Source organism: Streptomyces sp. IBSBF 2435, from assembly GCF_036815005.1.
Lineage (GTDB): Bacteria > Actinomycetota > Actinomycetes > Streptomycetales > Streptomycetaceae > Actinacidiphila.
On the sequence record NZ_JAJSYW010000013.1, the window covers coordinates 40843 to 55091 of the forward strand.

The following is a 14249-nucleotide window of genomic DNA, read 5'->3' on the forward strand; positions in this document are numbered from 1 at the left end:
GCCCGTTTCGCAAGGTCGGCAGTCCCGCTGCCGACCGCGTACCAAGGGGACCGATGACTGACTATGGCCGGGGCTCCGGCTCCGAACCGTGGCACCCGGACGACCCGCTGTTCGGCGATGCGTACGACGGGGGCCAGGGCTACCAGCAGCCGCAGCAGCCTCCGCAGCAGGACCAGGGGGGCGAGTGGCAGCAGGACCCGTACGCCACAGGTCAGCATCAGCAGCAGTACCCGCAGCACAGCACCGGCCAGTACCCGCACCAGCAGCCGCAGCAGTATCAGCAGCAGCCGTACCCGATGCAGCAGGACGCCGGCCAGTACCCGCAGCAGTCGCAGCAGCAGTACCCGCAGCAGGGCGGCTACGACGGCTACGACACCGGCTCGCACGGGACGTACGACACCGGGTCGCATCCGGCCGGCGGCTACGGCAACCACGATCCGTACGGCGGCCAGCAGCCCCAGGACCCCTACGGCGGCCAGCAGCAGCCCGGCTACTACGGCCAGGGCGGCTACCCGCAGCAACCCCAGCAGCCGCAGCAGTACGGCCAGCAGCCCCAGCAGCCGGTCCCCGGCCTCCAGCAGCCGCAGAGCGGCCAGCCGGGCCAGCCCGGCCAGCAGCAGGGCCAGCCGGCGCCCGGCCAGGCGCGGCCCCAGCAGCCGGGACCGGGCGGGCACCCGCAGGAGCCCGGCGCCCGGCCGCTGCGCACCGCCCCGGCCAACACCGGCGAGTGGGACCCGGACGGCGAGGACGACCCGCGCGAGCACGCCTTCTTCGCCGGCCGCGACGACGATGACGAGGACACACCGGCCCCGGCCGGCGAGAGCGGCGGCCGGCGGGCCGGCCGGAACCAGCCCAAGGGCGGCAAGAAGCGCCGCAGCGGCTGCGCCTGCATGGTGGTGCTGCTGGTGCTCGGCGGCGGCCTGGCCGGCGGTGCCTACTTCGGCTACGGCGTCTACCAGGACCACTTCGGCCCGGCCCCCGACTACTCGGGCAACGGCAGCGGCAGCGTACTGGTCGAGGTCCCCAAGGGCTCGACCCTGACCACCATGGGCAATCTGCTCAAGAACGCCGGAGTGGTCAAGAGCGTCGACGCCTTCACCGCCGCGGCCCGCAACAACCCCAAGGGCCAGTCCATCCAGGCCGGTGTCTACGCGCTCAACAAGAACATGTCGGCCGCCGCGGCCGTGACCATGATGCTCGACCCGACATCGCAGAACGCCATGATCATCGCCGAGGGCATGCGCGACAAGCAGATCTACGCCGCCATCGACAAACGGCTCGACATCAAGCCCGGCACCACAGAGGGCATCGCCCACGCCCAGGCGAAGAACCTCGGCCTGCCCGACTGGGCCGACACCAGCGCGAACGTCAAGGACCCGCTGGAGGGCTTCCTCTTCCCGTCCCGCTACAGCGTGGCCAAGGGCATGAAGCCCGAGGACCTGCTCAAGCAGATGGTCGGCATGGCCAAGCAGCAGTACGCGCAGTACGACCTCGCGGCCGAAGCCAGGAAGCAGGGACTGAGCAGCCCCTACCAACTGCTCACCGTCGCCAGCCTGGTGCAGGCCGAGGGCAAGACCGACGACGACTTCCGCAAGATGGCCAAGGTCATCTACGACCGGCTGCTGCCCAGCAACAAGCAGGGCACCAACCAGCTGCTGCAGTTCGACTCCACGTACAACTACATCAAGAACTCCAGCGACACGAAGATCGCCATCAAGGATGTCTACTCGCTCAGGGACCCTTACAACACGTACCGGAACAAGGGCCTGACCCCCGGACCGATCGGCAACCCCGGCATCAACGCCCTCAAGGCCGCGATGGATCCCGACTCCGGGCCGTGGTATTTCTTCATCTCGCTGGACGGCAAGACCACCCAGTTCACCGAGACTCTGGACGAGTTCAACAAGATCAAGACCCAGTAGGCCCCGCGGCAGGAAAGACGTCAGTGGACACCACAGCACCGACCCCGGGCACCCGCCGCGCCGCCGTGCTCGGCTCGCCCATCGCGCATTCGCTGTCCCCGGTCCTGCACCGGGCCGCGTACGCCGCGATGGGCCTGGACGGCTGGCACTACGACCGCTTCGAGGTCGACGAGGCCGCGCTGCCCGGCTTCGTCGCGGGCCTCGACCCGGCCGAGTGGGCGGGCCTGTCGCTGACCATGCCGCTCAAGCGGGCCGTGATCCCGCTGCTCGACACCATCAGCGACACCGCGGCCTCCGTGGAGGCCGTCAACACCGTCGTCCTGGGCAAGGACGGCCGGCTCGGCGGCGACAACACCGACATCCCCGGCCTGCTCGCCGCGCTGCGCGAGCGCGGCATCACCTCGGTGCCGTCCGCCGCCGTCCTGGGTGCGGGCGCCACCGCCTCCTCGGCGCTGGCCGCGCTCGCCCGGATCTGCACCGGCGAGGTGACGGCGTACGTACGCGGCCCGGCGCGCGCCGCCGAGATGCGGCAGTGGGGGACGCGCCTCGGTGTGACCGTACGCACCGCCGACTGGGCCGACGCGGAGCGGGCGCTGGCCGAACCGCTGGTCGTCGCCACCACCCCGGCGGGCGCCGCCGACCACCTCGCCGGCGCCGTACCCGAGCGGCCCGGCGCGCTCTTCGACGTGCTCTACCACCCGTGGCCCACCGCGCTGGCCGCCGCCTGGGCCGCGCGCGGCGGGCCGGTGCTCGGCGGCCTCGACCTGCTGGTCCACCAGGCCGTGCTCCAGGTCGAACAGCACACCGGGCACGGCGGCGTACCGCTGGACGCGATGCGCGCGGCGGGCGAGGCGGTACTCGGCGCGCACTGACCCCGGCCCGGCGCCGCACCGCCTCCCCTGCCGTGTCTCCCGCCGCGTCCCGCACCCTGGACGCGGGTCCTGGCGGCACGGTGAAACGTGGGAGAATCGAGGCGGGAAAAACGGCAGGCCGTTGTCGAGGGAGCACCGTTGAGCAGATTGCGCTGGCTGACCGCGGGGGAATCGCACGGCCCCGCACTCGTCGCGACGCTGGAGGGCCTGCCCTCCGGGGTGCCCGTCACCACCGAGCTGGTGGCCGACGCGCTCGCCCGGCGCCGGCTCGGCTACGGACGCGGCGCGCGGATGAAGTTCGAGCGCGACGAGGTGACCTTCATCGGCGGTGTACGCCACGGCCTGACCATGGGCAGTCCGGTGGCCGTGATGGTCGGCAACACCGAGTGGCCCAAGTGGGAACAGGTCATGGCCGCCGACCCGGTCGACCCCGGGATCCTCGCGGGACTCGCCCGCAACGCGCCGCTGACCCGGCCCCGGCCCGGCCACGCCGACCTGGCCGGCATGCAGAAGTACGACCTCGACGAGGCCCGCCCGGTGCTGGAGCGCGCCAGCGCCCGCGAGACCGCGGCCAGGGTCGCGCTCGGCGCCGTCGCCCGCTCCTACCTCAAGGAGACCGCGGGCATCGAGATCGTCTCCCACGTGGTGGAACTGGCCGGTGCCAAGGCCCCCTACGGCGTCGTGCCGGTGCCCGGCGACGAGGCCAGGCTCGACGCCGACCCGGTGCGCTGCCTCGACGCCGCCGCCAGCGAGGCGATGGTCGCCGAGATCGACCAGGCCCACAAGGACGGCGACACCCTCGGCGGCGTCGTCGAAGTGCTCGCCTACGGGGTGCCGGTCGGCCTCGGCTCGCACGTCCACTGGGACCGCAGGCTCGACTCCCGGCTCGCCGGCGCCCTGATGGGCATCCAGGCGATCAAGGGCGTCGAGGTCGGCGACGGCTTCGGCCTCGCCCGGGTCCCCGGCTCCCAGGCGCACGACGAGATCCTGCCGGGACCCGGCGGCGTCCGCCGCGCCACGGGGCGCTCCGGCGGCACCGAGGGCGGCATGAGCACCGGCGAACTGCTCAGGGTCCGCGCCGCGATGAAGCCCATCGCCACCGTCCCGCGCGCGCTGGCCACCATCGACGTCGTCACCGGCGAGCCCTCGCAGGCCCACCACCAGCGCTCCGACGTCTGCGCGGTGCCCGCCGCCGGAATCGTCGCCGAGGCCATGGTCGCCCTGGTGCTCGCCGACGCGGTCGCCGAGAAGTTCGGCGGCGACTCCGTCGCGCAGACCCGGCGCAGCGTCCGCGGCTACCTCGACAACCTGGCCGTCCGGTGACCGCGCCGGCGGACACACCGGCAGGTCCCCCCGCGGTCGTCCTCGTCGGGCCGCCCGGGGCGGGCAAGAGCACCGTCGGCCGGATCCTCGCCGACCGGCTCGGCGTCGGCTACCGCGACACCGACGCCGACATCGAGGCCACCGCGGGCAAGCCCATCCCGGACATCTTCATCGACCAGGGCGAACCCCACTTCCGCGAGCTGGAACGCGCCGCCGTGCGCGACGCGCTGGCCGGCCACAGCGGAGTGCTGTCGCTCGGCGGCGGCGCGATCATGGACGAGGCCACCAGGACGCTGCTCGCCGGACTGCCGGTGATCTTCCTGGACGTCGGCCTGCACGCCGCCGTCCACCGGGTCGGCCTCGACGCGCCCCGCCCGCTGCTCGCGGTCAACCCGCGGCAGAGCTGGCGCGAACTGATGGACACGCGCCGCCCGCTCTACACCGAGGCCGCCAGGGCCGTCGTCGGCACCGACGACAGCACCCCCGAGGACGTGGCCGAAGCCGTCCTCGACGCACTCCAGCTGAAGGACGCATGAGCGAGAACCGTCCCCTGACCGCGCCCCCCGTCCGCATCACCGTCGCCGGCAGCGCGGGCACGGCCGCCTACGACGTACTGATCGGCCACCAACTGCTCGGCGAACTGCCCGGGTTGATCGGCCCGAAGGCCAAGCGCGTCGCCGTCCTGCACCCCGAGGCGCTGGCCGGCACCGGCGAGGCGGTACGCGAGGACCTCGCGGAGCAGGGCTACGAGGCCATCGCCATCCAGCTGCCCAACGCGGAAGAGGCCAAGACCGCCGAGGTCGCCGCCTACTGCTGGAAGGCGCTCGGGCAGACCGGCTTCACCCGCACCGACGTCATCGTCGGCGTCGGCGGCGGCGCCACCACCGACCTGGCCGGCTTCGTCGCCGCGACCTGGCTGCGCGGAGTGCGCTGGATCGCGGTACCCACCACCGTGCTCGGCATGGTCGACGCGGCCGTCGGCGGCAAGACCGGCATCAACACCGCCGAGGGCAAGAACCTGGTCGGCGCCTTCCACCCGCCCGCCGGAGTGCTCTGCGACCTCGCCGCACTCGACACGCTCGCCACCAACGACTACGTCAGCGGGCTCGCCGAGATCATCAAGGCCGGCTTCATCGCCGACCCGGCGATCCTCGACCTGATCGAGGCCGACCCGCAGGCCGCCCGCAGCCCGCAGTACGCGCACACCGCCGAACTCGTCGAACGCGCCGTCCGCGTCAAGGCCGAGGTCGTCTCCACCGACCTCAGGGAGTCCGGGCTGCGCGAGATCCTCAACTACGGCCACACGCTGGCGCACGCCATCGAGAAGAACGAGCGCTACAACTGGCGGCACGGTGCCGCCGTCTCCGTCGGCATGGTCTTCGCCGCGGAGCTGGGCCGGCTCGCGGGCCGCCTCGACGACGCCACCGCCGACCGGCACCGCGCCGTCCTCGGCGCGGTCGGCCTGCCGCTCACCTACCGCGGCGACCAGTGGCCCCGGCTGCTGGAGACCATGAAGGTCGACAAGAAGTCCCGCGGCGACCTGCTGCGCTTCATCGTGCTCGACGGCCTCGGCAAGCCCACCGTCCTGGAGGGCCCCGACCCGGCCGTCCTGCTCGCCGCCTACGGGGAGGTATCCGCGTGACCCGCCCGGTGCTGGTACTCAACGGCCCCAACCTCGGCCGGCTCGGCTCGCGCGAGCCCGACGTCTACGGCTCCACGTCCTACGCGGGGCTCGTCGAGGAGTGCCGCAAGGTCGGCGCGGACCTCGGCTTCGACGTCGAGGTCCGCGAGACCAACGACGAGGGCGAGCTGATCGGCTGGCTCCACGAAGCGGCCGACGGCCGCGTTCCCGTCGTCCTCAACCCGGGTGCCTTCACCCACTACTCCTACGGTCTGCGGGACGCGGCGGCGCAGCGCACGGCGCCGCTGATCGAGGTCCACATCTCGAACCCCTACGCCAGGGAGGCCTTCCGCCACACCTCGGTCATCGCGGCGGTCGCCTCCGGCACGATCGCCGGCTTCGGCCTCGCCTCCTACCGCCTGGCCCTCCAATCCCTGGCAGACCCCCCGACTGCCTGAGGAAGCACCCCCTCTCTGCAGCCGCGAACTGCCCGGTGCCCCCGCGCGGCGCGAGGAACCGCGCGCCCAGCCACGACGCTGCCGCGCTGTCCGCACACCGAGGACCTGCCCCTTCCCCGGCCGCGGGGGTTCCGCGGCACCCCGTCGGCACGGGGGTGCCCCACAAGGGCGCGGGGAACGGCACGAGCGACCACCCACCGCCCGCTGGTCCGGCTGCGACGGCAACCCCCCGCCGGCCCGGTGAGGCCCGCGCCCCGGTCGGTGGGCGTACTCACCGCACGACGGTGAGCGAAAGGGCACCCGGGAGATTCCCGGGCGTTCACCAAAGAACGCACGGGAACGGTACCGTTCCCTCAACCCGCGCGGCAGCGCACCCCGCACGAGATGGAGTCCGCCGACATGCAGCACGCTGTGGGGGCGCCGCAGCCCGGCGGGGGGCCGACGCCGCCCGTCACAAGCGTCACCGGGCACTTCCCGCTGCCCGCCGCGGCGCCGGTCCATCTGCCGGCGCCGGACGGCGCCGGCGGCGGCGCCCCCGGCCCGGTCGCCGTCCTGCTGATCGGCGCGGCGGGCGCGGGCAAGACGACCATCGCCCGGCACTGGGCGGACAGCCGCAGCGCCGCGACCGCGCACATCAGCCTCGATGACGTACGCGAATGGGTACGCGCGGGCTTCGCCGACCCGCAGGCCGGGTGGAACGAGCACTCCGAGGCGCAGTACCGGCTGGCCCGCCGCACCTGCGGCTTCGCCGCCCGCAACTTCCTGGCCAACGGAGTGTCCTGCATCATCGACGACGCCGTCTTCCCCGACCGCCCCGCGGTCGGCCTCGGCGGCTGGAAGCGCCACGTCGGCCCCGGGCTGCTCCCGGTGGTCCTGCTGCCCGGCCTGGACATCGTCCTGACCCGCAACGCCGAGCGCAGCGGCAACCGGCGGCTGTCCGACGAGGAGGTCGCCCGTATCCACGGCCGGATGGCCGGCTGGTACGGCTCGGGGCTGCCCATCATCGACAACTCCCAGCTGGACGTCGCCGCCGCCGCCGCGGCCCTCGACCGGGTGGTCGCCCGCAGCCTCCAGGGGCCCCCGGTCTGGTGACCGGGCGGCCCGCCGCGCCGGTGGCCGGGGAACGACCCCTTCGGCGGGCGAAAAGGGGCGGGCCACAGGCGGGCGCCATAAGCTCGCGGCATGGCGGAGGTGCATGCGACCCGCAGGGACCGGCTGCGTGAGCGGTGTGCGGCGGAAGGGCTCGGTGCCGCGCTGGTGACGCGACCGGCGAACGTACGGTATCTGGCCGGCTGCGCGCCGCCCGGCTCCGCGCTGCTGGTCGGCCCGGGGTCCGAGGACATCCTCGTGCACCTGCGACCGCCCCCGGACGACGAGGGCGGCGGCCGGCCGGACGACCTGCGCTCGACCGTACTCCCGTCGCCCGACGGCGACGCCGCGGTGGCCGCGGCCACCCTCGCGTGGGAGCAGCACGCGGAGTCCCTCGCCGTCGAGGAGCACCACCTCACCGTGGCGCGGCACCGTGCCATAGGCTCGGTGGCGGACGCTCTCGCGCTCTCCGACCTCGGCGGCGCCGTCGAGCAGTTGCGCCTGGTCAAGGACGAGCACGAGATCGCCGCCCTGCGGATCGCCGCGGAGATCGCCGACCAGGCGCTCGGCGAGCTGCTGGAGTCGATCCTGGTCGGCCGCACCGAGCGGCACCTGGCACTCGAACTGGAACGGCGGCTCGTCGACCACGGCGCCGACAGCGCGGCCTTCCCGACCTCCGTGGGCACCGGCCCGCACTCCGGCACCGCCCGCCATGTGCCGACCGACCGCCGCGTCGAGGAGGGCGACTTCCTGACCGTCCGCCTCGGCGCGTGCTACCGCGGCTACCGCTGCGAGGTGGGCCGTACCTTCGTGATCGGTACGGCTCCGGCCGGCTGGCAGATCGACCTGTACGACCTGGTCTTCAACGCCCAGCGGGCCGGCCGTGAGGCGCTGGCACCCGGTGTGGCCTGCCGGGACGTCGACCGGGCGACCCGCCAGCCGCTGGTCGCGGCGGGGCACGCGGACGGGGTGGCGCAGTGGTCGGGCCACGGTGTCGGCCTGGAAATCGACGAGGACCCTCAGTTGTCCCCTGCGGCCATGGGTAAACTGGACGCTTGCGTGCCGGTCACCGTCGAACCGGGGGTCCACCTTCCGGGCCGCGGCGGTGTCCGCATCGACGACACACTCGTCGTACGCCCCCTGGCGGACGGCGGACCCGAGCTACTCACCATCACGACCAAGGAACTCCTCGCCCTGTGACGGGCGCGGGTCTCCGCGGTCCCCGAAGCAGCACTTTCAGGAGATTCCGCAACCGTGGCCACCACGAACGACCTCAAGAACGGCCTCGTGCTCAAGCTCGACAGCGGCCAGCTCTGGACCGTAGTCGAGTTCCAGCACGTCAAGCCCGGCAAGGGCCCCGCCTTCGTGCGCACCAAGCTGAAGCACGTGCTCTCCGGGAAGGTCGTCGACAAGACCTTCAACGCGGGTGTGAAGGTCGAGACCGCCAACGTCGACAAGCGCGGCATGCAGTTCTCCTACAAGGACGGCACCGACTTCGTCTTCATGGACACCGAGACCTTCGACCAGATCACGGTCACCCCCGAGGTCGTCGGCGACGCCGCCAACTACCTGCTCGAAGGCTTCGAGGCCGTCGTCGCGATGTACGAGGGCGCGCCGCTGTACATCGAGCTGCCCGCCTCCGTCGAGCTGGTCATCGAGTACACCGAGCCCGGTGTGCAGGGCGACCGCTCCACCGGCGGCTCCAAGCCGGCGCGGCTGGAGACCGGCTACGAGATCGGCGTCCCGCTGTTCATCACCACAGGTGAAAAGGTGAAGGTCGACACCCGCACCGGCGACTACCTCGGCCGGGTGAACAGCTAACCGTGGCTGCCCGGAACAAGGCCCGCAAGCGTGCCTTCCAGATCCTCTTCGAGGCGGACCAGCGGGGTGCAGACCCGGTCACCGTCATGGCGGACTGGATCCGGCTCGCCCGGACCGACGACCGGCAGCCGCCGGTCACCGAGTACACGATGCAGCTGGTCGAGGGGTACACGGCACACGCCGGGCCGATCGACGACCTGCTCTCCACGCACGCGGTGGGCTGGACGCTGGACCGGATGCCGGTCGTGGACCGCAACGTGCTGCGGCTCGGCGCGTACGAGCTGATCTGGGAGGACGGCGTCCCGGATCCGGTGGTGCTGGACGAGGCGGTGGAGCTGGCCAAGGAATTCTCCACCGACGAATCCCCGTCCTTCGTCAACGGACTGCTCGGCCGGCTGATGGAGCTGAAGCCGACCCTGCCGCGCTAGGGGCCGGCCGGCCGTACCGCCTGCGACCAGGCCCGACAGCAGAAGTTGAACAATATTCTGCTTCGGGCCTGGTGTGTGCGGCGGGCTGTGGCCTAGATTCCGCCGCATGGACGAAGCGGCCGGACCCGGCGACGACGACACGATCCTGGCCCGCCTGGCGGGCCTGCGGGCAGCCGACCTGCCGGTGCGCGGCGGCCGGACCATGGCGTACGTCTACGACTCGGGGCTCGCCGGGCTCGATGATCTGGCGGCCCGCGCGCACACCGCCTTCGCCGGCGTCAACGGCCTGGACATGACCGCCTTCCCCAGCGTCGTCACGCTGGAGAACGACATCGTCCGGCGGACCGCGCAGCTGCTCGGCGGCGGCCCCGGCACCGCGGGCACCTTCACCAGCGGCGGCACCGAGAGCTGCCTGCTCGCCGTGCTGACCGCCCGCGAGCACGCGGCCAGGACCCGCGGGGTCACCGCACCCGAGATCGTGCTGCCGCAGACCGCGCACGCCGCCTTCCACAAGGCCGCCGCCCTCTTCGGCCTCACCGCCGTCACCGTCCCCGTCGACCCCGCCACCTTCCGGGTACGGCCGCAGGACGTCGCCGCCGCCCTCACCCCGCGCACCGCCCTGGTGGTGGCCTCCGCGCCCTCGTACGCGCACGGCGTGGTCGACCCGGTGCAGGACGTCGCCGCGGCGGCGGCCGAGCGGGGCGTGCTGTGCCATGTCGACGCCTGCATCGGCGGCTGGTATCTCGGGCACCGCGCGCTCGCCGGCGGCATCGCACCGCCGCCGCCCTTCGACCTGGGCGTGCCCGGCGTCAGCTCGCTCTCGGTCGACCTGCACAAATACGGCTACACGCCCAAGGGCGCCTCCGTCCTGCTCTTCCGGGACGCGGACCTGCGCAGGCACGGCTGGTTCGCGCACGCCTCCTGGCCCGGCTACCCGGTGGTCAACGCGACGCTCCAGGGCACCAAGTCCGCCGGGCCGCTCGCCGCGGCCTGGGCGGTACTGCACAAGGTCGGCACCGCCGGATACGTCGAGCTGGCCCGCCGGGTGCACGAGGCGACCCGGCTGCTGGCAGACGGCATCGGGGGGATCGACGGGCTGCGGGTGCTCGGCGACCCGGACGCCTCGCTGGTCGCCGTCGCCGCCGACGACCCGGACCTCGATCCCTTCGTCGTCGCCGACGAGATGCGGCTGCGCGGCTGGTACCTCCAGCCGCAGCCCGCGTTCGCCGGCTCCCCGGCGAATCTGCACCTGACCGTGACCGCGGCCGTCGCCGACCCGGCCCGTATCGCGGAACTGCTGGCCGAACTCGCCGCCGCCACGGACCGGGCCCGCGCCCTCGGGCCTGTCACCGTCGACCCCGGCATCGTGGAGATCGCCGCCGCCCTCGACCCCGCCACTCTCGGCCCGGCCGAGGTCGCGCTCGCGCTTGAGGTCGCGGGCGTCGGCGCCGACGGCGCGCTCCCGCAGCGGATGGCGCCGGTGCTCGCCGTGCTCCAGGCGCTGCCCGCGCCCCTGACGGAGCGTCTGCTGCCCGAGGTCATCTCCCGGCTCTACGCCGGCTGATACTCCGCCGGGGTCCGGGTCTGCGTCGAGCTGGGGTCCGCCCGGGTCCGGCTCCACGTCGAGTGGAGCGCAGCCCGCGGAAAGCCGGGTGCCGCGGCTGCCTCGCGCCCGCTACCGTCGCCCGTGGAATCGCGCGCCACCAGCCTGCTGCGGCGCGCGCGTTGACGAGTGAGGGGAGCCGGCCGTGCGCGAGCGCACCGCTGTTGTCGTCCCCCCCCCGTCACGGCACAAGGTGATCCTGGTGTCTTCGCGCCTCCGGCGCCGGCTGCGCGCCGGCCCCGGACCCCGTGACGCACTCCAGGCTCTGATCCGCCGGCCCACCGCCGGTACGGCGGGCCCGGTGCTCCCGTGGAATCGCGCCCGCCCTTTTCCCTGATCACCCGAAAGGCCCAGGGCCGTGCGCAGCACCCACGACCGCCAGACCGCCGACCCGCTCGCCGCCGTCCGCGACCTCGGCGTCCTCGCCCATGTGGCCGCGGGCAAGACCACCGTCACCGAGCGGATCCCCTACCTCACCGGCGCCACCCGCAAGCGCGGTGAGGCCCACGACGGCACGCATCGCAAGCGGTCCGTCACCCAGGGGCGCGGGGGACCGCGCGCCCAGCCGCGACGGCGGGTCAGGCGAACCGCCACCGCAAGTGGCACGCACGCCACACCCCCCGGAGGGAGGCCGCGGAAACGGACTGCCCGGGGCGGTGGCCCGGGGTGAGCGGGGCCACCGCCCCGGGCGGCGGGACGTTTCTGCAGGTATGCGGGTCAAAGCCGGGCGTCAGCCCTCGTCGTGCTGAACCGCCCGCCTGGCGTCGGCGTCGAGCACGCCCCACCCGATGAGCTGCTCGGTGAGGACCGACGGCGACTGGTCGTAGATCACGGCGAGCGTACGGAGATCGTCCTGCCGGATCGACAGCACCTTCCCGTTGTAGTCGCCGCGCTGGCTCTGAATGGTGGCCGCGTAACGCTGCAGCGGCCCGGCCTTCTCCGGCGGGACCTGGGAGAGGCGCTCAAGGTCGAGCACGAGCTTCGGCGGCGGCTCTGCGGCCCCGCCGGGAGTCGTACCCGGCAGCAGCTCCTGCACGGGCACGCCGTAGAAATCGGCGAGCTCGGCGAGGCGCTGCACGGTCACGGCACGGTCGCCGCGCTCGTACGACCCCACGACCACTGCCTTCCAGCGGCCCTGGGACTTCTCCTCGACACCGTGCAGAGAAAGGCCCTGCTGCGTGCGGATGGCGCGGAGCTTGGCTCCGAGCTGTTTGGCGTAATCGCTGGACATATGGCTCCCCGGACGGAAACTCGGTGACTCACTGTGAGGTTACGCAGCGTAATCCACGCTCGTCAAGCCGAACAGGTCCGACCGGTCTCTGACCTGGGAGGTCTGCGTCACCTGATATCGTGATGACGTACCCCTGACGTCCTTTAACGCCCGTCCCGTGAGGCGGGGAAGGAGGTCCCCGACCGATGGTCGAAGACCGCACGACCGCAGGACCGCAGGACCGCCCGGTCCTCGAAGCGCCCGACATGGCCCGCGTCCTGACCCGTATCGCCCACGAGATCGTCGAGCGCGCCAAGGGCGCCGACGACGTGGTGCTGCTCGGCGTCCCCACCCGAGGGGTGTTCCTGGCCCGCAGGCTGGCCGCCAAACTCGCCGAGATCACCGGCCGCGAGGCCGCCGTCGGCTCGCTCGACACCACCATGTACCGCGACGACCTGCGGCTGCACCCGCCGCGGGCGCTGGCGACCACCGACATCCCCGGCGACGGCGTCGACGGCCGGCTCGTCATCCTGGTGGACGACGTGCTGTTCTCGGGCCGCACCATCCGCGCCGCCCTGGACGCGCTCAACGACATCGGCCGCCCCCGCGCGGTGCAGCTCGCCGTCCTGGTCGACCGCGGGCACCGCGAGCTGCCGATCAGGGCCGACTACGTCGGCAAGAACCTGCCGACCTCGCAGCGCGAGACCGTCAGGGTCCTGCTCACCGAGCACGACGGGCGCGACAGCGTCCTGCTCGGCCAGCGGGAGCCCGGCGCGCGCAACGGCCACGGCGCGGCCGCGGACGAGTAGCGCCCCCGCACCAGGACCCGTCACGGGGTCCTGCGCTGCCGCGCGCCCGCTCGCCGCCCCCGTAGCCGCCCACCGCCAGGCCAGGCCCCAGCACCCCCGGAGACCCCGATGAAGCGCCACCTGATCTCGGCCGCCGACCTCACCCGCGACGACGCCCTGCTGATCCTCGACACCGCGGAGGAGATGGCCCGCGTCGCCGACCGGCCGATCAAGAAACTGCCCACCCTGCGCGGCCGTACCGTCGTCAACCTGTTCTTCGAGGACTCGACGCGGACGCGCATCTCCTTCGAGGCCGCCGCCAAGCGGCTGTCGGCCGATGTGATCAACTTCTCCGCCAAGGGCTCCTCGGTGTCCAAGGGCGAATCCCTCAAGGACACCGCGCTGACCCTGGAGGCGATGGGCGCCGACGCCGTCGTCATCCGGCACCACTCCTCCGGCGCCCCGCACCGGCTGGCGACCTCCGGCTGGATCAACGCATCGGTCGTCAACGCGGGCGACGGCACCCACGAGCACCCCACCCAGGCACTGCTGGACGCCTTCACCATGCGCCGCCACCTGTCCGGCGTCGGCCGCGACCTGGAGGGCCGCAGGGTCACCGTCGTCGGCGACATCCTGCACAGCCGGGTCGCCCGCTCCAACGTCCTGCTGCTGACCACGCTGGGGGCCAGGGTCACCCTGGTGGCCCCGCCCACCCTGCTGCCGATCGGCGTCGAGCAGTGGCCCTGCGAGGTGTCGTACGACCTCGACGCGGTGCTCGCCAAGTCCGACGCGGTGATGATGCTGCGGGTCCAGAGCGAGCGGATGAACGCCGCCTACTTCCCCACCGAGCGCGAGTACGCCCGCCGCTACGGCCTGGACGGGCAGCGGATGGCGGCGCTGCCCGAGCACGCCGTCGTCATGCATCCCGGGCCGATGAACCGCGGCATGGAGATCACCGCCGAGGTCGCCGACTCGCCGCGCTGCACCGCGGTCGAACAGGTCGCCAACGGCGTCAGCACCCGGATGGCGGTGCTCTACCTGCTGCTCGGCGGCTCCGAGCCGGCCATCAGCACCGACCGTTCCGACAGCGCCCGCACCGAGGAGAGCAAGTAAC

General features: G+C 73.1%; 14 protein-coding genes and 1 pseudogene. 14 read left to right on the top strand and 1 reads right to left on the bottom strand.

From position 1 onward, the window contains the following. Positions 1–53 precede the first annotated feature (53 nt). The 12 genes and pseudogenes from mltG to V7E46_RS04705 form a co-directional block, all read left to right on the top strand. Positions 54–1922 carry an endolytic transglycosylase MltG gene (gene mltG / locus V7E46_RS04650; RefSeq protein ID WP_333767210.1) on the top strand — a complete coding sequence of 623 codons (1869 nt, stop codon included), beginning with the start codon at positions 54–56 and terminating at the stop codon, positions 1920–1922. 23 nt (positions 1923–1945) lie between these two features. After that, positions 1946–2794, top strand: a complete 849-nt coding sequence (locus tag V7E46_RS04655) for a shikimate dehydrogenase (protein ID WP_333767212.1) — start codon at positions 1946–1948, stop codon at positions 2792–2794. A gap of 138 nt (positions 2795–2932) precedes the next feature. Further along, the gene (gene aroC / locus V7E46_RS04660; protein ID WP_333767213.1) at positions 2933–4117 is read left to right on the top strand and encodes a chorismate synthase; all 1185 of its coding nucleotides are present in this window, start codon (positions 2933–2935) and stop codon (positions 4115–4117) included. Further along, positions 4114–4653, top strand: coding sequence for a shikimate kinase (locus V7E46_RS04665; protein WP_329180750.1), 540 nt, complete (start codon positions 4114–4116; stop codon positions 4651–4653). The genes aroC and V7E46_RS04665 overlap by 4 nt, the downstream gene beginning before the upstream one ends. After that, positions 4650–5759 (top strand): 3-dehydroquinate synthase, encoded by a 1110-nt coding sequence (gene aroB / locus V7E46_RS04670; RefSeq protein ID WP_329180751.1) that lies wholly within the window; start codon positions 4650–4652, stop codon positions 5757–5759. The genes V7E46_RS04665 and aroB overlap by 4 nt, the downstream gene beginning before the upstream one ends. Further along, a complete protein-coding gene (gene aroQ / locus V7E46_RS04675; RefSeq protein WP_333767214.1) occupies positions 5756–6196 on the top strand; it encodes a type II 3-dehydroquinate dehydratase in 441 nt (146 codons plus the stop codon). The genes aroB and aroQ overlap by 4 nt, the downstream gene beginning before the upstream one ends. Positions 6197–6595: 399 nt before the next feature. After that, positions 6596–7288 (top strand): AAA family ATPase, encoded by a 693-nt coding sequence (locus V7E46_RS04680; protein WP_333767215.1) that lies wholly within the window; start codon positions 6596–6598, stop codon positions 7286–7288. Positions 7289–7378: 90 nt separating this feature from the next. Then, the gene (locus tag V7E46_RS04685) at positions 7379–8485 is read left to right on the top strand and encodes an aminopeptidase P family protein (RefSeq protein WP_333767216.1); all 1107 of its coding nucleotides are present in this window, start codon (positions 7379–7381) and stop codon (positions 8483–8485) included. Positions 8486–8539: 54 nt separating this feature from the next. Further along, positions 8540–9106 carry an elongation factor P gene (gene efp / locus V7E46_RS04690; RefSeq protein ID WP_329180761.1) on the top strand — a complete coding sequence of 189 codons (567 nt, stop codon included), beginning with the start codon at positions 8540–8542 and terminating at the stop codon, positions 9104–9106. A 2-nt stretch (positions 9107–9108) separates the two neighbouring features. Next, a complete protein-coding gene (gene nusB / locus V7E46_RS04695; RefSeq protein WP_329180763.1) occupies positions 9109–9534 on the top strand; it encodes a transcription antitermination factor NusB in 426 nt (141 codons plus the stop codon). A gap of 106 nt (positions 9535–9640) precedes the next feature. Then, on the top strand, positions 9641–11098 hold the full coding sequence (locus tag V7E46_RS04700) for a pyridoxal phosphate-dependent decarboxylase family protein (RefSeq protein ID WP_333767217.1): 1458 nt from the start codon (positions 9641–9643) through the stop codon (positions 11096–11098). 397 nt (positions 11099–11495) lie between these two features. Further along, a pseudogene (locus V7E46_RS04705) lies at positions 11496–11654 on the top strand (GTP-binding protein); the annotation flags it as partial. Positions 11655–11867: 213 nt separating this feature from the next. On the opposite strand, the gene bldD reads toward V7E46_RS04705, so the two are convergent. Beyond that, positions 11868–12368: a transcriptional regulator BldD gene (bldD, locus tag V7E46_RS04710; protein WP_329180771.1), complete on the bottom strand. Its 501-nt coding sequence runs from the start codon at positions 12366–12368 to the stop codon at positions 11868–11870. 185 nt (positions 12369–12553) lie between these two features. On the opposite strand from bldD, the gene pyrR reads away from it, so the two are divergent. Next, positions 12554–13156, top strand: a complete 603-nt coding sequence (pyrR, locus tag V7E46_RS04715) for a bifunctional pyr operon transcriptional regulator/uracil phosphoribosyltransferase PyrR (protein WP_333767218.1) — start codon at positions 12554–12556, stop codon at positions 13154–13156. Positions 13157–13264: 108 nt separating this feature from the next. Then, the gene (locus V7E46_RS04720) at positions 13265–14248 is read left to right on the top strand and encodes an aspartate carbamoyltransferase catalytic subunit (protein WP_333767219.1); all 984 of its coding nucleotides are present in this window, start codon (positions 13265–13267) and stop codon (positions 14246–14248) included. Position 14249 lies beyond the last annotated feature (1 nt).